We start from the raw sequence: 21,262 nt of genomic DNA on the forward strand, positions 1-21,262 counted from the left end.
CGGGAAAGAAGCCAACCCCTGAAGGGCGCCCCATGCTGCGAGTCAAGGCCTTCGACCATCTGGTGCTCAATGTCCAGGACGTCGAGCGGTCCCTGGAGTTCTACTGCGGGCCGCTCGGTCTCGAGCCCGTACGGGTGGAGGAGTGGCGGGCCGGGAAGGTGCCCTTCCCGTCGGTGCGGGTCAGTCCGGTGACCATCATCGATCTGCTCGACCGGCCCCGCGGTACGTCCAACGTCGACCACATCTGTCTCGTCGTCGAGCCGCTCGACTGGCAGCAGGTCATCGACTCCGGGACGTTCACCGTGCTGGAGGGCCCCGTCGGGCGCTTCGGCGCCAGGGGTGAGGCGCAGTCGGTCTACGTGCACGACCCGGACGGGAACACCGTCGAGCTGCGCTGGTACCCGCAGGACGTGACGGAGTAGGACGTACGGGTATGGCGAGGGGGTGCCACCACGGGTGGCACCCCCTCGTCGTTCAGTCGGTCCGTCAGACGGTCGCAGCCGCCGCGTCGGCCGCCTGGGCCTTCAGCGCGCGCTCGACGCCCGCGCGGGACTCCGACATCAGCCGGCGCAGGGCCGCGTTCGGCTCCGCCGACGCCAGCCAGGCGTCCGTCGCGTCGAGCGTGGCCTGCGAGACCTGGAACGACGGGTACAGACCGACCGCGATCTGCTGGGCCATCTCGTGGCTCCGTGAGTCCCAGACGTCCTTGACCGCCGCGAAGAACTTCTCCGTGTACGGCGCCAGCAGCTCGCGCTGGTCCGTCTGCGCGAAGCCGCTGATGACCGCCTCCTGGAGGGAGTTCGGCAGCTTGTCGGACTCGACGACCGAGGCCCACGCCGCGGCCTTCGCCTCCGCCGTCGGCTGCGCCGCACGCGCCGAGGCCGCGTGGCGCTCTCCCGCCGCGGTCCTGTCGCGCTCGTACTCGGCGGCGATCTCCTCCTCGTCGTGCAGTCCGGTCGCGGCCAGCCGCTCCACGAACGCCCAGCGCAGCTCGGTGTCGACGGCCAGGCCCTCGATCGTCTCCGTGCCGTCCAGCAGCGCCTGGAGCAGGTCCAGCTGGGCCGGTGTGCGGGCCGTCGCCGCGAAGGCGCGGGCCCAGGCCAGCTGGTGGTCACTGCCCGGCTCCGCAGCGTGCAGATGGGCCAGCGTGGCTTCCGTCCACTGGGTCAGGTACGTCTCACGGGCCTCCGGTGCCGCGTACAGGTCCAGAGCCATCTTCACCTGACGGTGCAGCGACTGGACGACGCCGATGTCCGACTCCTTGCCGATGCCCGAGAGGACGAGGGAGAGGTAGTCGCGCGTCGCCAGTTCGCCGTCGCGCGTCATGTCCCAGGCCGAGGCCCAGCTCAGGGCGCGCGGCAGGGACTCGGCGAAGTCGCCCAGGTGCGCGGTGACGACCCGCAGCGACTCCTCGTCGAGGCGGACCTTCGCGTACGACAGGTCGTCGTCGTTGAGGAGGATGACCGCCGGGCGGGCGGTGTCCGCCGGGAAGGGCACGGTGGTGCGCTCCCCGTCGACGTCCAGCTCGATCCGGCTCGTACGGACCAGCTTCCCGGCCTCGTCGAGGTCGTAGCAGCCGACCGCGATCCGGTGCGGGCGCAGCGTGGGCTCGCCCTTCGCGCCCGCGGGGAGCGCGGGGGCCTCCTGGAGGACCGTGAAGGACGTGACGTGGCCGTTCGCGTCCGTCTCGATCTCCGGGCGCAGGATGTTGATCCCGGCGGTCTCCAGCCACAGCTTCGACCAGGTCTTCAGGTCACGGCCGGAGGTCTTCTCCAGCGCGCCCAGCAGGTCGGACAGCTGGGTGTTCCCGAAGGCGTGCGCCTTGAAGTACGCCTGGACGCCCTGGAAGAAAGCGTCCATGCCGACGTACGCCACGAGCTGCTTCAGGACCGAGGCGCCCTTCGCGTACGTGATCCCGTCGAAGTTGACGAGGACGTCGTCGAGGTCGCTGATGTCCGCCATGATCGGGTGCGTGGACGGCAGCTGGTCCTGGCGGTACGCCCACGTCTTCATGGAGTTGGCGAACGTGGTCCAGGAGTGCGGCCACTTGGAGCCCTCGGCGTACGCCTGGCAGGCGATCGAGGTGTAGGTGGCGAACGACTCGTTCAGCCACAGGTCGTTCCACCACTCCATGGTGACGAGGTCGCCGAACCACATGTGGGCCAGCTCGTGCAGGATGGTCTCCGCACGGACCTCGTACGCCGCGTCCGTCACCTTCGAACGGAACACGTACTGGTCGCGGATCGTGACCGCTCCCGCGTTCTCCATCGCGCCCGCGTTGAACTCCGGGACGAAGAGCTGGTCGTACTTCGCGAAGGGGTACGCGTAGTCGAACTTCTCCTGGAACCAGTCGAAGCCCTGCCGCGTGACCGCGAAGATGTCGTCCGCGTCGAGGTACTCGGCGAGCGACGGGCGGCAGTAGATACCGAGCGGGACGGTCTGGCCGTCCTTCTCGTACGTGCTGTGCACCGCGTGGTACGGACCGGCGATCAGGGCCGTGATGTACGTCGAGATGCGGGGCGTCGGGTCGAAGACCCAGAGGTCGTCCTTCGGCTCCGGCGTCGGCGAGTTGGAGATCACGGTCCAGCCGGCCGGGGCCTTCACGCTGAACCGGAAGGTCGCCTTCAGGTCGGGCTGCTCGAAGCTCGCGAACACCCGGCGGGCGTCCGGGACCTCGAACTGGGTGTAGAGGTACGCCTGCTCGTCGACCGGGTCGACGAAGCGGTGCAGGCCCTCGCCGGTGTTCGTGTACGCGCAGTCGGCGACGACCTTGAGCTCGTTGGTGCCGGCGCGCAGGTGCTTCAGCGCGATGCGCGAGTCACGGAAGACGGCGGCGACGTCCAGCGCCTTGCCGTTCAGCACGGCCTCGTGCACGGCCGGGGCGACGAGGTCGATGAAGGTCTCCGCACCGTCCTCGGCGGAGTCGAAGCGCACGGTGGTGACGGACCGGTAGGTCCCACCCTCCTGCGCTCCGGAGAGGTCGAGATCGATCTCGTACGCGTCCACGGTCAGCAGGCGCGCCCGCTCCTGTGCCTCTTCGCGGGTCAGATTCGTGCCAGGCACGCGGTCATCTCCTTGATATGTGAGTTTTTGGTCATCCTTCCATGGGACATGCACACAGCGCGATGTCCGTTTTCCGCCGGACTCCCGGGGAATCCGGCAGGACCCTCGAACCATGACCCGCTACGAGGCACGTCCCATCGAACCGACCGCACTCAAGGAACTCCGGGCCACCGACGACGGGGGCCGCCCCTGCGTCCCGTACCCGGCCACGGAAGCGGGTGATCCGCTGCGCTGCTGCCTGCGCGGCGCGGAGCCGGGGGAGCGCGTCGCGCTCGTCTCGTACGCGCCGCTGCGCCGCTGGGCGGCCGCGCACTGGGCGAAGCCCGGGGCGTACGACGAGCAGGGACCGGTCTTCATCCATGCCGAGGACTGCGGGGGACCGGCGGAGCGGGAGGGGTATCCGTTCTCGCGAACCGGTGCGCTACGGGTCCTGCGGCGTTACAGCGCGGAGGGCCGGATCGTCGGCGGGCGGCTGCTGGAGATCCCGGCCGACGAGGAGCACGGATTCGACACGGCGTTCGCGGAGGCGTTCGCGGACCCGGAAGTGGCGCTGGTGCACGTGCGGGCCGTGGAGTACGGGTGCTTCCAGTTCGAGGTGCGGCGCGGGTAGCACTTGAACTCCACCTTCAGGTGGCGAGGCTGTTCCTACTTCCGGTAGGATGACAGGCATGAAGATCAGTGTGAGCTTGCCGCAGGAGGATGTCACCTTCGTCGACGAGTACGCCGCGAAGACCGAGGCGGATTCCCGGTCGGCGGTGATACACGCCGCGATCGAGTTGCTTCGGGAGGCCGGGCTCGAAGCGGAGTACACCGAGGCGTTCGAAGAATGGGACGCGAGCGAGGACGCGGTTCTTTGGGACCGCACTGTCGGAGACGGAATCGCTGATGCGTAGAGGCGATATTCACCTGGTCGATCTCGAACCTGCCAAGGGCAGCGAGGCCAACAAGGTCAGACCGGCCGTGATCGTGTCCAACAACGCCGCCAACCAGTCCGTCGAGTCGAACGGGCGAGGGGTGATCACCGTCCTGCCCCTGACCTCGAACACCGCACGTGTTCTCACATTCCAGGCGCTGCTCACGTCCGCGGAGAGCGGGCTACCGAGGGACTCGAAGGTCCAGTGTGAGCAGGTCAGGGCAGTCTCCCTGGAACGCGTACTGAAGCGCATCGGCACCGTCCCCCGCCAGCGTATGACCGAGATCGACACGGCCCTGCGGCGGCACCTCGCCCTCTGAGGCACGCGAAAGGGGCGGCCACCGGAACCCGGTGGCCGCCCCTTTCGACGTACGACTGTCAGCCGTTCAGCTCGGCCGCCACCAGCTCCGCGATCTGCACGGCGTTCAGCGCCGCGCCCTTGCGCAGGTTGTCGTTGGAGACGAACAGCGCCAGACCGTGCTCGACGGTCTCGTCGACGCGGATGCGGCCCACGTACGAGGCGTCCTTGCCGGCCGCCTGGAGCGGGGTCGGGATCTCGGACAGCTCGACGCCCTCGGCGTCCTTCAGCAGCTCGTACGCGCGCTCGACGCTGACCGGACGGGCGAACCGGGCGTTGATCTGGAGCGAGTGCCCCGAGAAGACCGGGACGCGGACGCAGGTGCCGGACACCTTGAGCTCAGGGATCTCCAGGATCTTGCGCGACTCGTTACGGAGCTTCTGCTCCTCGTCCGTCTCGAACGAACCGTCGTCCACGATCGAGCCGGCCAGCGGCACCACGTTGAAGGCGATCGGGCGCTTGTAGATCGTGGGCTCGGGGAAGTCGACGGACTCGCCGTCGTGGGCAAGCTTGTCGGCCTCGCCGACGACCTTCAGCGCCTGGTTGTGCAGCTCGGCGACACCGGCGACACCGGAGCCCGAGACCGCCTGGTACGACGCGACCGTCAGCGTCTGCAGACCGGCCTCGGTGTGCAGCGGGCGCAGCACGGGCATGGCGGCCATCGTCGTGCAGTTCGGGTTGGCGATGATGCCCTTGGGGCGGACCTTCGCCGCGTGCGGGTTGACCTCGGAGACGACCAGCGGCACCTCGGGGTCCATCCGGAAGGCCGAGGAGTTGTCGATCACGACGGCGCCCTGGGACGCGACCTTCTCGGCGAGCGCCCTCGATGTCGCGCCACCGGCCGAGAACAGCACGATGTCCAGGCCCGTGTAGTCGGCCGTGGAGGCGTCCTCCACGGTGATGTCCGTGCCTTCCCACGTGATCGTGGAGCCCGCGGAGCGGGCGGAGGCGAAGAGCCGCAGCTCGGCGACGGGGAACTTCCGCTCGGCCAGGATGCTGCGCATGACTGTGCCGACCTGACCGGTGGCGCCGACGATTCCGACCTTCACGAAGACTCCTCTGTACGTGTGTGCGACCCGCTTGCCGTCCCATGATGCGTATGTCCCTGGTCGCCTTGTCCAATCCATTGTCCGTTCCTCGGACGGCGCACGCTTCCGGGTGAACGTTCCGCCGCCCTTCCGCGTCACAGGGGAAACACATCAGGGGGAGGCAGTCCTTGTTGGGAAGGAAGCGCGCCGGCACCGGGGAAGATCCCCTCGGCCCGGCACAGGTGGACCGGGTGCGTGCGGTGCTCTCACTGGGCGGAGTGCCGTACGCGGACCTCCAGGACGGGGTGCAGCAGGTACGGCTGCGCCTCCTGGAGCGGGCGGCGAGCGGCCAGGAGGCGCCCCGCGAGATCGGCGTCCGGGCGGCCATGGTGGCCTCCCGGCCGGCCGCCGACTGGCACCGGGGCCGCGGCAGACAGGAACGGATCGGCGCCAGGCCTCGCCGCGCCGAGTCCTGCGGATGCCGTGACCGAGGGCGGCCAGGAGGCCCGGCTGCTCGCCCTCACCGTCGCGGAGGGGCTCGACGAGCTGCCGGCGGCCCAGCGCCAGGCCCTCGTGCTGCGGTTCTACGCCGATCTCTCGGTACCGCAGATCGCGGCGGAGCTGGGCATTCCCGAGGGCACGGTGAAGAGCCGACTGCACGCGGACGAACGCTGCCCGCCTCGCGCACCCTGGACTGCACGGACCCCGGATGACGCACAGCGGGGCGGGAGCTCCCGGAAGAGCGCCCGCCCCGCTGCTCAGTTACCGCAGGCCGTTACGGCGTGACCTTCTCGATCACGACGCTGCCGGTGCCCGCCGCGGTGCCGCGGGCGTTCACCAGCTGGACCTCACCGAAGAACTGACGTCCCTCGGGTGCCGCGCCGGCGACCAGGACCTCGGCGCCGAGCTGCGCCGAGGCGCCGTTGGCCAGGGTCACCGCCTTCGACTCGTCGACCGTGATCGCGCCGAGCGAGGGCGCGTAGTACACGTCGCGGTAGTCGTACTCGGTGGTCCCCGCCGGAACCGCGTAACCGTCGACGACGACGGTGTACGTACCGGCTGCCGGCTTCACCAGGCTGACCGACTCCTCGGAACCGGCCGTCGTGGACGCACCGACCTCGGTGTCGCCGTTGTAGACGTACAGGTCGATGTCGGCGTTGGCGTCCGAGGTGCCACCGATGGCGAAGTCGAGCTTCTCGACGCCCTCACCGATGGTGACCGTGGTCTCGTACGTCTCACCCGTGGAGATCGACGGGCGCTCGACCTTGGCCGAACCCAGCGAGCCGCCCTTGAGCTTGCCCTCCAGGTCACCCGCGTTGTTCGTGACCGTCCAGTCCACCGCGGCCGGGGTACCGATCTTCGCCTCGGCGATGGTCCGCACCGCCGGGTCGAAGGTGGCGCCGAGCAGCGAGACATCCAGCTTGTACGGGTTGTCCAGCAGGGCCGACGTACGCCGCGACTCGACCTCGATCTCCCAGACGCCCGGCTGCGGGTCCTTGTAGGACCGCACGTCCGGACGGCAGGTGTTGGCCGGGCTCTCGTAGTTCGGGTAGCAGAAGATCGTGGAGCTGTCCTCCACCGCGACCCCGTAGGGGTGGATGGAGATGAACCGCGTCTGGCTGCCCGAACGGAGCGCGCTGAGGGCGACCTCAAGGGTCTTCGCGCCCTCCGGCACGTTCACGAAGTAGGACTTGTGGTCGTTGCGCTGGACCGAGCCGGACGCCGTGTACGCGTAACCCGGCGCCACGAGCTGCTTGGAGACGACGACGGTGGCGAGGATCTGGTGGTCCACGCCGACGGTCCGCGAGTCGTTGACCTTGAGGATCGCGCTGTGCACACCGGCACTGCCGGGGCGCGCCTTGACCTTGACGGTCACCGGCTTGCCGAGCGGCAGGGAGACGGTGCTCGAACCGGCCAGCGAGAAGGTGCCGTCGTTGTTCTTCCAGGACAGCGAGTGCGCGACGTTGCGGTCGGGGCCCGTGGTGCGGGTGACCGTCACGTCGTACGTCTTGCTCTGGCCGGCCTTCAGGCCGCCCTCACGGTCGTACAGACCCGTACCGAAGCCCGGGGTCTTCAGCGCGAAGTCGATCGCGGTGTCGACCGGGGCCTTCACCGAGTACTCATGCGCCGTGGCGCCCGACTTGATGGACTTCCAGGCGCCGAGGATGTTCATCAAACCGGCACCCTGGGCGTGCGCGGGCACGCCCTTGATGTGGGTGGCGGTGCTGGTGAGCGCGGTGCGCAGGTCGGCCGGGGGCAGCTCGATGTTCTTCCGCTTGGCGGCCGAGAGCAGCAGCGCGGCGGCACCGGCGGCCTGCGGCGAGGACATCGAGGTGCCCTGCATCATCGAGTAGCCGGCCGGCAGGCTGTAGCCCGCCTCCTTGACGGGCCCGCCGGCCTGCCAGGTCTGGGTGGTGTTCACGGCCGCACCCGGCGCCGTCAGGATCGGCGCGAAGCCGCCGTCCTCACGAGGACCGCGCGAGGAGAAGGGCAGCATGGCGTACTTCTTGGAGACGTTCGAGCCGTAGTTGGCGGCCCACGTCTCCTTGGAGATGGACGCCCCCACCGAGATGACGTGGTCGGCGAGACCGGGGTCACCGATGGTGTTCACACCCGGGCCGTCGTTGCCGGCCGAGATGACCAGCTGGACGCCGTAGTTGTCGATGAGCCGCTTGTACAGCTCCGCGCGGGCGTTGTTGCCGTCGTTCAGCGGCGGCAGGCCACCGATCGACATGTTGACGATGTCGACACCGCGGTTCACGACGAGGTCGATCATGCCCTCGGTCAGCGCGATGTTGGTGCAGCCGCCGGACCAGGTGCAGGCACGCGAGGAGACGACCTTGGCGCCGGGCGCCGCGCCGTTCATCTTGCCGCCGAACAGGCCGTTGGCCGCGGTGATACCGGCGACGTGCGTGCCGTGCGAGCCCTCGATGACGCCGATGTTCACGAAGTCGGCCTTGTCGCCGGCCGCGTTGTACACGACGTTCTTGCGGGTCTCGACGACGAACGGAATGCGCTCGACCACGTCGGTCGCCGGGTTGTCCGTACCGAAGTATCCGACCTGGTGGCCGTCCTTGTACGGCTTCATGACGGCGTCGTTGGTGAAGTCCGCGTCGTTGTTCAGGTCGACGCGCGAGGTGTTGGAGACCGCGTCGTAGAGGACGGCCCACACGTCGGTGGTGTCGCCGTCCCGGTTCAGGTCTCCCGCCATGTCGCCACCGCGGGTGGCGGCCTCGGCGAAGAGCCGCATCTTGTACGCGCCCTCGGGCGCCGTGTACGTGCGTCCGCCGCTGGTGAAGACAGGACCGGCCACGGAGGCCGTCATCGGCAGCCACGTACGGTCACCGTCGCTCACCGGGTCGGTGGCCGTCACCCAGTCGACGATCTTGCGCTCGCCGGTGGTGGTCTTCTGCAGAGCCGGGTGCCCGACGTCGACACCGGAGTCCAGGACACCGATGGTGATCCCGCGGCCGTCGGCCTTCGGGTTCTGCGCGACGAAGTCGACCGCGCCCGTCTCGAAGGACGGGTTGTACGGGTTCTTCGCCGGGGTGGCCTTGCCGGGCGCCGGGTAGGAGCCCGTCGCCTGCGTCGAGGCGCCGGCCGCGCGGTCGCCCGCGGGCGTCGGGTCGTCGAGCTTGATCTCCTGCTTGAGATCGATGCCGTACACCGACGACAGCTTCGACGCCGCCTTGAGCGTGGCGTCGGCGGTGGCCGTCGGTACGGTCGCGCGGACGTAACCGAGCTTGTCGTACGTCCGGCCGAGCACGGACCCCTTGACGGCGTCCAGCTGCTTGGTGACTTCCTCGGTCGCGCCGGGGGCGGTGGCGACCATCAGCGTGATGTTCTTCTCGCCCTTGGCCTCGGCCTTCGCCAGCACGTCGGCGTCGGCACTGCCGAGCTTGTCGCCCTTGCCGTCGGCGGCAGAGGGCTTGACCGGTGCGGAGGCGGGGTCCTCGGCGGCGAAGACCGGGGCGGCGCCGGTGGCGGCCAGTGCGGCCACCAGGCCGGCGGCGGCGGCGATCCTGGCCGCGCGTCTTGCTCCGGGTATGAAGCTGGGGGATTCCTTGGTCATCAGCATCCCTGTATGTGAAAGAGAGAGTCCGGAATTCGGTACCCGATGACCGCTCACCCTGTCTTAAATGACAGGCGTTTGTAGAGAGTTGACGGGGGTGAGTATGGGACATGGCGTAGATCCGCCACCGAGGTCAAAGCGTCACGCGGGACGAATGGGTCCATAGGTGCCGTCACCGAGGCAGGATCACCACATACGCGGCCGGTTCGCGGTCGTTCGCCGCCATCAGCGCCGTGCGCACGATGGTCGCCTGCTGAGCCAGGGCCTCGCGCAGCTTCCCCGGTGTGACGTGGACAACGGTGATGCCCAGCCGTTCCAGGTGGTCGCGCTTGCCGGCGCGAGCGGGCCGGTGCGCCTCGTCGTCCTCGCCAGGGGTGTGGCAGTCGATCTCCACGGCCACGGCCTGCTCGGGCCAGTACGCGTCGACCCCGCCCAGCTGAGGGCCGCCCGGCAGCTCGCCCGAGGAGACACTCCGGAGGGGCCCCGGGCCACCCCAACGGGGCAACCACGGGGCCGCCGCACCCAACTCGGCCCGTCCGGCGCTCGAGGACAAGCCTCGATCACAAGGCCTCGATCAGAAGGCCCGGTGCCACACGACCCGGTTCACACCGCCTGTCCCCGCAACGCCCGCGCCAGATCGTCCCGCGCCTCCAGGACCAGCCGCCGCAGCGCCGGCGCCGCATCCGCGTGCGAGGCCAGCCACGTGTCCGTCGCCGCCAGCGTCTCCGGACCGTCCTGGAGCCCCGGGAACAGCCCCGACACCACATCCATGCCGATCTGGATCGACCGCTCGGCCCACACCCGCTCGATCGCGGCGAAGTACGCGTCCGCGTACGGGGCCAGCAGCTCCCGCTGCGACGCCTGCGCGAAACCCGAGATCGTCGCCGTGACCAGCGCGTTGGACAGCTTGTCCGACTCCACGACCGCGGCCCACGCCTGCGCCTTCACGGCCGCGGACGGCCGAGAGGCCAGGCACCGCACATGGTGCCGCTTGCCCGACGCCGTGTCGTCGCGCGCCAGCTCGGCGTCGATGACCGACTCGTCGGCACGCCCGTGGGAGGCCAGCGGCGACAGGAACGCCCAGCGCAGCTCCTGGTCGACCTCCAGGCCGTCGATCCGCTGCGAGCCGTCGAGCAGCCCCGCCAGCAGCTCGAAGTCCGCGTCGCGCGAGGCGACGGACGCGAAGAACCGCGCCCAGGTCAGCTGGTGCTCGCTGCCCGGCTCCGCGGCGCGCAGTTCGCGCAGCGCGCCCTCGGCCAGCAGTCGGCCGCCCTCTTCGCGCCACCCGGGCGCGACGTAGTGCACGAGCGCCGACTGCGTCCACTTGTGCAGCATCTGGAGCACGCCGATGTCCGACTCGCGGCCGGAGAAGGCGAGGACGAGGGAGATGAAGTTGCGGGCCGGCAGCAGCGCGTCCCGCGTCAGGTTCCACAGGGCCGACCAGCAGACCGCGCGAGCCAGCGGATCGGTGATGTCACCGAGGTGGGCCCCCAGGGTGGCGAGGGAGCCCGCGTCGAAGCGGACCTTGCAGTACGTGAGGTCGTCGTCGTTGACGAGGATCAGCGCTGGCTTCGCCACCCCGGCCAGCTCCCCGACGACCGTGCGCGCCCCGGAGATGTCCACCTCGGCGCGGGCGTAACGGACCAGGGCGCCCTCGGGATCGTGCCGGTAGAGGCCGACCGCGATCCGGTGCGGCCGCAGCTCGGGGTGGGAGGCGGCGGCGTCCTGGAGGACGGCCAGTTCGGCGATGCGGCCCGCCACGTCGTACGTCACGTCCGGCGTGAGCACGTTGACGCCCGCCGTCTGCAGCCACGCCCGCGACCAGACCGTCATGTCGCGCCCGGACGTCTCCCCGAGTACCGACAACAGGTCACCGAGCTGGGTGTTGCCGTAGGCGTGGCGCTTGAAGTAGCGCCGGGCGCCTTCGAGGAACGCGTCCCGTCCGACGTACGCCACCAGCTGCTTGAGCACCGACGCGCCCTTGGCGTACGTGATGCCGTCGAAGTTGAGCTTTGCGTCCTCCAGGTCACGGATGTCGGCCGTGACGGGGTGGGTGGAGGGCAGTTGGTCGGCGCGGTAGGCCAACGCCTTGCGATTGTTGGCGAAGGTGACCCAGCCGTTGGTGAAGCGGGTGGCCTCCACCTGGGAGAACGCCCCCATGAAGTCGGCGAAGGACTCCTTGAGCCACAGGTCGTCCCACCACTGCATGGTGACGAGGTCGCCGAACCACATGTGCGCCATCTCGTGGAGGATGACGTTGGCACGGTGCTCGTACGACGCCGAGGTCACCTTGCCGCGGAAGACGTACTCCTCGCGGAACGTGACACAGCCCGGGTTCTCCATCGCGCCGATGTTGTACTCGGGCACGAACGCCTGGTCGTATTTTCCGAACGGGTACGGGTAGTCGAAGTTGTCGTGGAAGAAGTCCAGGCCCTGCTTGGTGACCAGGAAGATGTCGTCCGCGTCGAAGTGGCGGGCGAGCCCCTTGCGGCACATCGCGCCGAGCGGGATCTCCAGGGTCGTGCCGTCGTCGAACACCCGGGTGTAGAGGTCGGTCTCGCAGTGGTACGGACCGGCGACGACCGCCGTGATGTACGTGGAGATCGGCTTGGTCTCGGCGAAGCGCCGCACCTCGCCGTCGCGGGACTCCTCGGCGCCGTTGCTCCGGACCGTCCAGCGGTCGGGGGCCGTCACCTCGAAGCGGAAGGGCGCCTTGAGGTCGGGCTGCTCGAAGTTGGCGAAGACGCGCCGGGCGTCGGCCGGCTCGTACTGCGTGTAGAGGTAGACCTCGCCGTCCTCCGGGTCGACGAAGCGGTGGAGACCTTCGCCGGTCCGGCTGTACGCGCACTGCGCGTCGACCACGAGGACGTTGTCGCCCTCGGCGAGGTCGTCGAGTCTCACCCGCGTGCCGTCGAAGACGGCCGCCGGGTCCAGCGGCTTCCCGTTCAGCGTCACCGCGTTCACGCTCGGCGCCAGCAGATCGGCGAAGGTCGAGGCCCCCGCACGCGCGGCGCGGAAGCGGATGGTGGTCTGCGAGCGGAAGGTACGCGGGCCGGCCTCCCCTTCGTCCCCGTCGGGCTCACCGACGGCGGAACGCAGGTCGAGGGCGACCTCGTAACCATCGACGGTCAGCAGCTCGGCCCTCTTCCGGGCCTCGTCGCGGGACAGGTTTTCACCGGGCACGGGCACTCCTTCGTGTCTCGTTCGAACGGCATTGATCCTCGCATGCCGGTTCCGGCGGCTGTATCGGGGAATGGCTGGGCCGCCCGGCGGCGTTCTGTGGCTCAGTGGACGCGCCTTCTGAGGAGAGACATGCCTGACAACAGCACGGCGAACGGCCGGACGCCGGTCGACTTCTGGTTCGACCCGCTCTGCCCGTGGGCGTGGATGACCTCCCGCTGGATGCTGGAGGTGGAGAAGGTCCGCGATGTCGAGGTCCGCTGGCACGTGATGAGCCTGGCCGTCCTCAACGAGGAGAAGCTCGACGAGCTGCCGGAGGAGTACCGGGACCTCCTGCAGAACAAGGCGTGGGGCCCGGTCCGGGTCGTGGTCGCCGCCCAGCAGAAGCACGGCGACGAGGTCGTCGGGCCGCTGTACACGGCGCTCGGCACCCGCTTCCACAACAAGGGCGAGGGCCCCACGCCCGAGGCGGTCGCCGCTGCGCTGGCGGATGTCGGCCTCCCGGCCGAGCTCGCGGCGTACGCGGACTCGGACGCGTACGACACCGAGCTCCGCGCCTCCCACAAGGAGGGGATCGACAAGGTCGGCCAGGAGGTCGGCACGCCGGTCATCGCCGTTCCGGGTGCCGATGGCGGGCAGATCGCCTTCTTCGGCCCGGTCGTGACCCCCGCCCCGAAGGGCGAGGAGGCGGCGAAGCTGTGGGACGGCACGCTGATGGTGGCGTCGATACCCGGCTTCTACGAGATCAAGCGGACCCGCACGCAGGGCCCGGTCTTCGACTGACAGTGATGATGTGAGTGGTCCACGGGCCAGGGGCGGGCTGCGGACATGGTCCGGAGCCCGCCCCTTCTCATGCGCCCCACCCGGTCTCAGGCATCGGCCGGGGTGGCCCGTTCGACGAACTGGATGATCACGCCGTTCGGGTCGGTGACCTGGAAGGGGCGTTCGCCCCAGGGCTCCTCCCGCGGGGGCACGGTGATCGCCACGCCCTCCGCCCGCAGCCGCTTCTCCTCGTCCTCGATGCCGGTGAGGGTGAAGGCGAGGATCAGGCCGGAGGTGTGGGCCGCACCAACCCCCGAGATCGCCGCCGTCCTCGGGGACGAGGCCCCGACGCCTTCGGTCTGCTCGAACCGGCACTCGCCGGCTACGCCGTGGCCTGATCCCGCGGGGAAGGCTCCAGGCCGGTCGCGGACAGAACAGCCTCGACCGTCTCCTCCACCGACTGCCCCGAGGTGTCCCGGGTCCGGTTGCGTTGCCACGCGACATCCGGGTCCGGGGCCGGCACGACGACATGGAACCGGCCGGTCGTCAATGTCTCCCGGTAGAAGTCGAGATGGGTCCGGGCCTGCGCGGCTGCGACCGTGGACTTCCGCTGCCGGGAACGCCGGTCGGCAGGACGGCGCAGGGGGCGGGCTCCCGGTCGATGGGGCGGGGATCGAAGCTCACCGGCTTCCCCGCCCGGCGGGCGTGGCCGCTTCCAGCTCGTCGATACTGCCGGACATGATCGTGCGCACATGCTCCGTGATGTGCTCGGCGGGCCAGTCCCACCAGGCCACGGCGAGGAGGCGGGCGACGTCCTCGTCCGCGTACCGGGTCCGGATCAGCTTGGCGGGGTTGCCGCCGACGATGCCGTAGTCCGGCACGTCGGAGACGACCACCGAGCCCGAACCGATGATCGCGCCGTGCCCGATCCGTACGCCGGGCATCACCGTCGTGCGGTAACCGAACCACACGTCGTTGCCGACGGCCGTGTCGCCCCTGCCGGGCAGGCCGGTCAGCAGATCGAAGTGATCGGCCCACGAGCCGCCCATGGTGGGGAACGGGAAGGTGGAGGGCCCGTCCATACGGTGGTTGGCGCCGTTCATGATGAACCGCACCCCTGTGCCGATCGCACAGAACTTCCCGATGACGAGCTTCTCCGGCCCGTAGTGATACAACACGTTGCGCGTCTCGAACCCGGTCGCGTCGTCCGGATCGTCGTAGTACGAGAACTCCCCGACCTCGATCAGCGGCGAGGTCACGAGCGGCTTCAGCTGCACCACCCGTGGCTGCCCCGGCATGGGGTGCAGCACCGTGGGATCGGCGGGTACGAGTGGCATGCGCGCTGCTTTCGACGGTCTCGGCTCCGGACGGGCCCATGATGGCAGCCGCCTCCCGACGGCCGCGCGCTCATTTCCGCGCCGCCGACACACCTCACCTCAGGCCCGCAGGTCGTCCCGCGCGCTCGCGGCGATGTCCGGGAAGTCCGTCACGACGGCGTCGACGCCCTGTGCGTAGTGGAAGGCGTACTCGGCGAACGCGTCACCGAACTCCATGGGAACGGTGCCCCGGCGGTACGACGCCGGCAGGTACTGGTTCTCCGCTCGGAAGGTGTACGCGCCGACCTTGAGACCGGCCGCATGCGCGTCCGCCAGCAGGGTGAGCGGCGGGACGAGCGAGGACTTGTCGGGGCCGATCCAGTCCGCGTAACGGGCGATCTCGCGCAGCCCGGCGGGCGTCAACATCTCCTTGTACGTGACCGTGTGGCCGTACGGACCGCCGCTCGTTCCGAGCGCCTGCCAGAGCGGCAGCCCGAGCCGGGCCTCGGCCATCCGGTGCAGACTGGACGGTTCGAAGGACTGGACGACGCATTCGCGGGCGCCCAGGCGGTTACGGCGGATGACGCGGATCAGTTCCGGTTCCAGGGGCAGCCCGATCGACCGGAAGTACGTCGGGTGCTTCGTCTCGGGGAAGACCGCGATCCGGCGGCCGTGCTCCTTCGACAGGGCGCGGGCCAGATCGATGACCTCCTGGAACGTCATGACCTGCTCGCGGCCGTCGAAGACCGTGTTGCGGTTGCGGACCAGCGGCAGCCGTTCCACCGCCCGCAGGGTCTTCAGCTCGGCGAGCGTGAAGTCCTCCGTGAACCAGCCGGTGACCGCCCTGCCGTCGACGGTCTTCGTGGTGCGGCGGCCGGCGAACTCCAGGTGGGCGGCGACATCGGTGGTACCCGATATCTCGTTCTCGTGGCGTACGACGAGGACGTGGTCCTTCGTCGGGACGAGGTCGGGCTCGATCCAGTCGGCCCCGGCCCGCACCCCGAAGGCGTAAGCGGCGGCGGTGTGCTCGGGGCGCCATCCGGCCGCGCCCCGGTGCCCGATGACCAGGGGACCACGAGCCGGCCCCGCGGCGACGGAGGCGCCGGAAGCGGCGGCGGGACGTGCCACCGCGGCGGTCACGGCGGCCGTCGCCAGCAGGACCGAACGTCGTCTCGGGGCGTGGTTCATGCGGAACTCCTCGCGTGGGACGGAGGAACCACACAAGCGAGGAGGGGTTACGGCACGGAGGACACGACACCGCACGCAGACGCCGGACAGGCGGACAGAACAAGCCCGTCGAGGGTGTCCCCCCATGCCTTTCGGACAAGGGGGGACCAGGGCGAAACCGGCTACCGGACGGCCCCGGCACCCTTCCGCTGCCGCCACACACCGATCCCCGCCAGCACCAGCGTCAGCAACCCCGTCGCCAGCAACTGGTTTCGTGTGTCCGGCTGTCGCAGCATCAGCAGGAAGATCCCGGCCATCGCGGCCAGCGCGACGATCGTCAACACCGGGAACAGCCACATCCGTACGACCAGCTTCTCCGGAGCCTCCCGCTCCGTCCGCCCGCGCAGGAGCAGCTGCGAGACCGCGATGAAGATCCACACCACGAGGATCACCGCCCCGATCATGTTGAGCAGCCACGGGAACACGTCGTCCGGCCGCCAGTAGCTGAGCAGCACGCACAGGAATCCGAACACGGAGGAGACGAGGACCGCCCTGCGCGGCACCCCGGACGTGACCTTGCCGAGTCGCACCGGACCCTGGCCGCGCGACACCAGCGAGCAGGCCATGCGCGAAGCGCCGTAGATGTTGGCGTTCATCGCGGAGAGCAGCGCGACCAGGATGACCACGTTCATGATCTCCGCGGCGCCGCTGATACCGAGGTGGTCCAGGGCCGCGTAGAACGGGCCGACTTCGGCGACCTTCGGGTCGTCCCACGGGACGAGGGCCACGATGACCGCCATCGAGCCGACGTAGAACAGCCCGATGCGCCACATGGCCGTCCGTACGGCCTTCGCGACACCTTGTACCGGGTTCTCCGACTCGGCCGCCGCGATGGTGACGGTCTCCAGACCTCCGTACGCGAACACGGAGGCGAGGAGCCCGATGATGAAGCCGTTGGACCCGTTGGGCAGGAAGCCCCCCTCTCCCGAGAGGTTGGACGTGCCCGGCGCGTCCGTGCCCGGCAGGACACCGAGGATCGCCAGCAGCCCGAGCACCAGGAACAGCGTGATGGCGATGACCTTGAGCGAGGCGAACCAGAACTCGAACTCGCCGAAGTTCTTCACGGCGGCCAGGTTCGTGCCGAGGAACATCACCATGAACAGCGCGACCCAGGCCCATTCCGGCGTCCCGGGCAGCCAGCCGGTGACGATCTTCGCGGCGCCGATGCCCTCGAGGCCCACCGCGACACAGAGCAGCACCCAGAACGCCCACCCGGCGGTGAAACCCGCCCAGGGGCCGATCGCACGCTCGGCATGCACGGAGAAGGAACCGGATGCCGGATTCGCCGCAGACATCTCGCCGAGCATGCGCATCACGAACATGACGAGCAGTCCGGAAATGCCGTAGGCGATGACGATCGAGGGACCGGCGGCCGCGATCCCGGCGCCGGATCCGACGAACAGTCCGGCGCCGATGACACCACCGAGGGCGATCATCGACAGATGGCGCTGCTTGAGGCCGTGGGTGAGGGCGGAATCGACCGTGACGGTGCCGGGGGAGTCGGGTCCGGCGGTGGAGGGCGGCGCGGAGGTCCGGGACATGGACAAGCTCTGTTCAGTAGCTGGGACAGGGGGCGTCACAGTCTGTGCACGCACCTCGTTCACAGGGAACGGTTGTCCGCTATACGGTCACGAGGCTCGCACAAGGTGTGCACTCGGCTACGCCGGCGGCGGCGCGTGATGACCGACGCGAAGACCGACTCCTCGCCGATGACGGTGCCCTGCCGACCGACCGACAGGACAGGACAGGGTCTTATGCGCCGTTCGCCCGGCGGTCCCTGAACTCCCGTACGCCCGCGACCAGCAGCACCAGCCCCGTCGCCCCGGCCGACCACTGCGTGGGGGGAGGTGAGTCGTGCATGGGGTGCGGGTCACTCTCGGATCGATTATGGGGAACCTACAGTCTCACGCCGTGCGTCCCGGCCCGGCGAGGAGTCCCGCCCCGCCCCCCACCTCAGTGACGAGCATCACGCCCAGGTGTGATTGTGTTCCGCGCTTTGTCTGAACCCAACCAATTCCCCAACCCCCGCTTTGTGGGCGGCTGATGGTGATCGAGCGTTAACCCGTGGGCTAACGTCGGCCGGAGTCACCCGTCCTGCTGCCCTCACCCGCGGAGTTCCGATGAGTCTCGCCGCCACCCCCGTCCGCTCCGGAGCGGTCCTCGCCGACCTGCTGCCCGCGGCCCGGATCCGCTACGCCGTCGACACGGCCCTCGTCATGGGCGGCGCCGCCCTCACCGGCATAGCGGCCCAGATCGCCGTCCCGGTCCCCGGCTCCCCGGTCCCCGTCACCGGCCAGACCTTCGCGGCGCTCCTCGTCGGCACGGCGCTCGGCGCCCGCCGCGGCTTCCTCGCGCTCGGCCTGTACGCGCTGATCGGCATGGCCGGCATGCCGTGGTTCGCGGGCGGCACCTCCGGCGCGGGCGGCGCCTCCTTCGGCTACGTGCTGGGCATGCTGCTCGCCGCCACCGTGGTCGGCGGCCTGGCCCGTCGCGGCGGCGACCGCTCCGTGCTGCGCACCGCGGGCACGATGGCCGTCGGTTCCGTCATCATCTACGCCGTCGGCGTGCCGTACCTGGCGTTCTCCACCGGCATGTCGATGAGCGCGGCCGTCGCGGCGGGCCTGACGCCCTTCCTGATCGGGGACGCCCTGAAGGCGGCCCTGGCCATGGGCGCGCTGCCCGCCTCGTGGAAGCTCATCGGGCGTCGCGACTGACGCCGTACGCCCCACCGAAGAGGCTCGCCGGGTCGTGACGCGACACCAGACCGGCGAGCCTCTCGCGTGTCCGGGGTCCGTGTAACCCTGCGGTGCGGTCCCCGCCGGCGAAGGAGAAGTACGCCCACGGGCAGCCCGCGCGCGGCGGCGTACGCCACGGCGGCGCGTACGTCACCGTCGCCACCGGGGCGAAAAGGGGTGGCAGACGTGGCAAGGCTCTCCTTCGCTCGCTGAGGGCTTGCGAAGGAGAGCCTTCCGGTAATACCCGACACGAACTGTCCGGTATCGACTACTTCTTTCCGGAGTCCACGGAGTCCACGGAATCGGCGGAGCTGGTGAACTTCACGCCGTCGTCCACCGTGCCCGGCTTCCGGCCGCGGAACTCACGTACCAGCGAGATCGCCACCACCAGCGCCGCGACCAGCAGCGAGAGAATGACCTGCTCGCGCCCGGTGTCGTCGGTCAGCATGTAGACCAGCACGAACGAGATCATCGCGATCGTCGCCCAGGTCAGATACGGGAAGAGCCACATCCGTACGACCAGCTTCTCCGGCGACTCGCGCAGGATGATGCCGCGCATCCGCAGCTGGGTGAAGCAGATGACGAGCCAGACGAAGAGCGCGACCGCGCCGGAGGAGTTCAGCAGGAACGCGAAGACGGTGTCGGGCCACTGGTAGTTGAAGAACACGGCGACGAAACCGAAGACCACCGAGGACAGGATGGCCGCCTTGGGCACGCCGCGCTTGTTCACCTTGGCGAACGCCTTCGGCGCGTCACCACGCTGCCCGAGCGAGAACGCCATCCGCGAGGCCGTGTAGAGGCCCGAGTTGAGGCAGGACAGCACCGCGGTCAGCACGATGACGTCCATGACCTGGCCGGCGTGCGGGATGCCGATGGAGTTGAGCGCGGCGACGTACGAGCCGTCCTTGACGATCGACGGGTCGTTCCACGGCAGCAGCGTCAGGACGACGAAGATCGAGCCGAGGTAGAAGATGGCGATACGCCAGATCACGCTGTTGGTGGCCTTCGAGACGGCGCGCTGCGGGTCCTCCGACTCGCCGGCCGCCAGGGTGACGATCTCGCTGCCCATGAAGGAGAAGACGACCATCAGCACACCGGTGAGGATCGCCCCCGGGCCCTCGGGGAAGAACCCACCGCTGTCCGTGAGATGGGCGATGCCCGAACCGGGGTTGTCCGAACCCGGCAGGAAGCCGAAGACGGCGAGGAAGCCGATGACGACGAAGCCACCGATCGCCACGACCTTGATCCCGGCGAACCAGAACTCGAACTCGCCGTACGAGCCGACCGAGACGAGGTTCGTCGCCGTCAGCACCACCATGACGATGAGCGCCCAGGCCCACTGCGGTACGCCGGGTATCCAGCCCTCCAGGATCTTCGCGCCTGCGGTCGCCTCGACGGCGAGCACCACGACCCAGAAGAACCAGTACAGCCAGCCGATCGAGAAACCGGCCCAGCGGCCCAGGGCCTGGTCGGCGTAGGCCGAGAAGGAGCCGGAACTCGGGCGGGCGACGGCCATCTCGCCCAGCATCCGCATCACGAAGACGACCATGAGGCCGACCAGTGCGTACGACAGGAGGATGGCGGGTCCCGCGGCGGCGATACCGGCGCTCGAACCCACGAAGAGGCCGGCACCGATGACACCGCCGATCGCGATCATCGAGAGATGACGGTTCTTGAGTCCCGCCTGAAGGCCGTCCGGCGTACCGGGGCTTTCCGGCGTACCGGGCTGATCGCCCGGCTCCACCGGAGTCGTCTGCGATGTCATGGAGCGAGTCCTTTGGTTTTCTGAGCGCGCCTTGTGGGCGTTGCCGCGGTGGGGGTGCGGGTGATCTCGCGGTCAGCCACGCATTCAAGCCCGAGAGATACCGGAATGGGAACCCCCTCTTCCGTTTCATTCACCGGATCGTTGCCACTGTGGCCTTGCGCACACCGCCCGCGCACGGTCCGCACACGACCGGCAACGGCCCCGGGTGCTCCGACCCCGCTGCCGGATACCCCGTGATGTTCGTGCCACACTCAGTCCATGCGCGTGTACCTCGGCTCCGACCATGCCGGCTACGAACTCAAGAACCACCTCGTCGAGTGGCTGACGGCCCATGGCCACGAGGCCGTCGACTGTGGTCCCCACATCTATGACGCCCAGGACGACTACCCGCCGTTCTGTCTCCGCGCCGCAGAGAAGACTGCGGCGGACCCGGACAGCCTGGGCATCGTCATCGGCGGTTCCGGCAACGGTGAGCAGATCGCCGCGAACAAGGTCAAGGGTGTCCGTGCCGCGCTCGCCTGGAGCGAGCAGACCGCCGCGCTCGGCCGTGAGCACAACGACGCCAACGTGGTGGCCATCGGCGGCCGCATGCACTCCGAGGAGGAGTCCACGAAGTTCGTCGAGATCTTCCTCGGCACCCCGTACTCGGGCGAGGAGCGTCACACCCGGCGCATCGAGATGCTCTCGGCGTACGAGGCGACCGGCGAGCTCCCCCCGATCCCGGCCCACCACCCGCAGCAGGGCTGACCGAGCCCGCCACCCGCCCCGACCGTGCCGCCGGAGTCCACCCCCGGCGGCACGGTCATCTCTTCCTCCTGTGTGGATACCCCGTGCTTTGGCTCG

16 protein-coding genes and 2 pseudogenes are annotated in these 21,262 nt (G+C 69.4%); 8 read left to right on the forward strand and 10 right to left on the reverse strand.

Annotation, left to right across the window (positions count from 1 at the left end; genetic code table 11):
* Nucleotides 1-35 precede the first annotated feature (35 nt).
* Nucleotides 36-422 carry a VOC family protein gene (locus F0344_RS24650; RefSeq protein WP_219732191.1) on the forward strand — a complete coding sequence of 129 codons (387 nt, stop codon included), beginning with the start codon at nt 36-38 and terminating at the stop codon, nt 420-422.
* 64 nt (nt 423-486) lie between these two features.
* On the opposite strand, the gene pepN (F0344_RS24655) is transcribed toward F0344_RS24650, so the two are convergent.
* Entirely contained in the window at nt 487-3,063 is a 2,577-nt protein-coding gene (pepN, locus tag F0344_RS24655) for an aminopeptidase N (protein WP_185300857.1), read from the reverse strand.
* A gap of 112 nt (nt 3,064-3,175) precedes the next feature.
* Between pepN (F0344_RS24655) and F0344_RS24660 the strand changes: the two genes are divergently transcribed.
* From F0344_RS24660 to F0344_RS24670, 3 genes are read left to right on the forward strand one after another with little or no spacing between them, the layout of a single operon-like run.
* Complete coding sequence (locus F0344_RS24660; RefSeq protein ID WP_185300858.1) at nt 3,176-3,673, forward strand: DUF1203 domain-containing protein; 498 nt, start codon at nt 3,176-3,178, stop codon at nt 3,671-3,673.
* 58 nt (nt 3,674-3,731) lie between these two features.
* A complete protein-coding gene (locus F0344_RS24665; RefSeq protein WP_185300859.1) occupies nt 3,732-3,956 on the forward strand; it encodes a ribbon-helix-helix domain-containing protein in 225 nt (74 codons plus the stop codon).
* Nucleotides 3,949-4,296, forward strand: coding sequence for a type II toxin-antitoxin system PemK/MazF family toxin (locus tag F0344_RS24670; RefSeq protein WP_308460990.1), 348 nt, complete (start codon nt 3,949-3,951; stop codon nt 4,294-4,296). Before F0344_RS24665 ends, F0344_RS24670 begins: the two co-directional genes overlap by 8 nt.
* Nucleotides 4,297-4,354: 58 nt before the next feature.
* On the opposite strand, the gene F0344_RS24675 is transcribed toward F0344_RS24670, so the two are convergent.
* A complete protein-coding gene (locus F0344_RS24675) occupies nt 4,355-5,383 on the reverse strand; it encodes an aspartate-semialdehyde dehydrogenase (RefSeq protein WP_185300860.1) in 1,029 nt (342 codons plus the stop codon).
* Nucleotides 5,384-5,550: 167 nt separating this feature from the next.
* Between F0344_RS24675 and F0344_RS24680 the strand changes: the two are divergent.
* Nucleotides 5,551-6,034, forward strand: a pseudogene (locus tag F0344_RS24680) (RNA polymerase sigma factor); the annotation flags it as partial.
* A gap of 103 nt (nt 6,035-6,137) precedes the next feature.
* Here the strand turns inward: F0344_RS24680 and F0344_RS24685 are convergent.
* The 3 genes and pseudogenes from F0344_RS24685 to pepN (F0344_RS24695) form a co-directional block, all read right to left on the reverse strand.
* Nucleotides 6,138-9,440 (reverse strand): S8 family serine peptidase, encoded by a 3,303-nt coding sequence (locus F0344_RS24685; protein ID WP_185300861.1) that lies wholly within the window; start codon nt 9,438-9,440, stop codon nt 6,138-6,140.
* Nucleotides 9,441-9,606: 166 nt separating this feature from the next.
* Nucleotides 9,607-9,930: pseudogene (locus F0344_RS24690) on the reverse strand (hypothetical protein); the annotation flags it as partial.
* Between the two features lie 107 nt (nt 9,931-10,037).
* Nucleotides 10,038-12,617 (reverse strand): aminopeptidase N, encoded by a 2,580-nt coding sequence (gene pepN, locus F0344_RS24695; protein WP_185300862.1) that lies wholly within the window; start codon nt 12,615-12,617, stop codon nt 10,038-10,040.
* Between the two features lie 129 nt (nt 12,618-12,746).
* On the opposite strand from pepN (F0344_RS24695), the gene F0344_RS24700 reads away from it, so the two are divergent.
* Entirely contained in the window at nt 12,747-13,397 is a 651-nt protein-coding gene (locus F0344_RS24700; RefSeq protein ID WP_185300863.1) for a mycothiol-dependent nitroreductase Rv2466c family protein, read from the forward strand.
* Nucleotides 13,398-13,483: 86 nt separating this feature from the next.
* Here the strand turns inward: F0344_RS24700 and F0344_RS36105 are convergent, their stop codons facing one another.
* The 4 genes from F0344_RS36105 to F0344_RS24720 all read right to left on the reverse strand — a co-directional run bounded on the left by F0344_RS36105 (nt 13,484) and on the right by F0344_RS24720 (nt 17,460).
* The gene (locus F0344_RS36105; RefSeq protein ID WP_258050098.1) at nt 13,484-13,873 is read right to left on the reverse strand and encodes a VOC family protein; all 390 of its coding nucleotides are present in this window, start codon (nt 13,871-13,873) and stop codon (nt 13,484-13,486) included.
* A 183-nt stretch (nt 13,874-14,056) separates the two neighbouring features.
* The gene (locus tag F0344_RS24710) at nt 14,057-14,713 is read right to left on the reverse strand and encodes a CatB-related O-acetyltransferase (protein ID WP_185300864.1); all 657 of its coding nucleotides are present in this window, start codon (nt 14,711-14,713) and stop codon (nt 14,057-14,059) included.
* A gap of 99 nt (nt 14,714-14,812) precedes the next feature.
* Nucleotides 14,813-15,880 (reverse strand): glycerophosphodiester phosphodiesterase family protein, encoded by a 1,068-nt coding sequence (locus F0344_RS24715; RefSeq protein WP_185300865.1) that lies wholly within the window; start codon nt 15,878-15,880, stop codon nt 14,813-14,815.
* Between the two features lie 161 nt (nt 15,881-16,041).
* Complete coding sequence (locus F0344_RS24720; RefSeq protein ID WP_185300866.1) at nt 16,042-17,460, reverse strand: amino acid permease; 1,419 nt, start codon at nt 17,458-17,460, stop codon at nt 16,042-16,044.
* Nucleotides 17,461-18,039: 579 nt separating this feature from the next.
* On the opposite strand from F0344_RS24720, the gene F0344_RS24725 reads away from it, so the two are divergent.
* The gene (locus F0344_RS24725; protein ID WP_185300867.1) at nt 18,040-18,633 is read left to right on the forward strand and encodes a biotin transporter BioY; all 594 of its coding nucleotides are present in this window, start codon (nt 18,040-18,042) and stop codon (nt 18,631-18,633) included.
* Nucleotides 18,634-18,922: 289 nt separating this feature from the next.
* On the opposite strand, the gene F0344_RS24730 is transcribed toward F0344_RS24725, so the two are convergent.
* Nucleotides 18,923-20,419 carry an amino acid permease gene (locus F0344_RS24730; protein ID WP_258050099.1) on the reverse strand — a complete coding sequence of 499 codons (1,497 nt, stop codon included), beginning with the start codon at nt 20,417-20,419 and terminating at the stop codon, nt 18,923-18,925.
* 258 nt (nt 20,420-20,677) lie between these two features.
* Here F0344_RS24730 and F0344_RS24735 point away from each other — a divergent pair, with 258 nt between their 5' ends.
* The gene (locus tag F0344_RS24735; protein ID WP_185300868.1) at nt 20,678-21,166 is read left to right on the forward strand and encodes a ribose-5-phosphate isomerase; all 489 of its coding nucleotides are present in this window, start codon (nt 20,678-20,680) and stop codon (nt 21,164-21,166) included.
* The last annotated feature ends 96 nt before the right edge of the window (nt 21,167-21,262 follow it).

The sequence above is a fragment of the Streptomyces finlayi genome, assembly GCF_014216315.1.
Classification (GTDB): Bacteria; Actinomycetota; Actinomycetes; order Streptomycetales; family Streptomycetaceae; genus Streptomyces; species Streptomyces finlayi_A.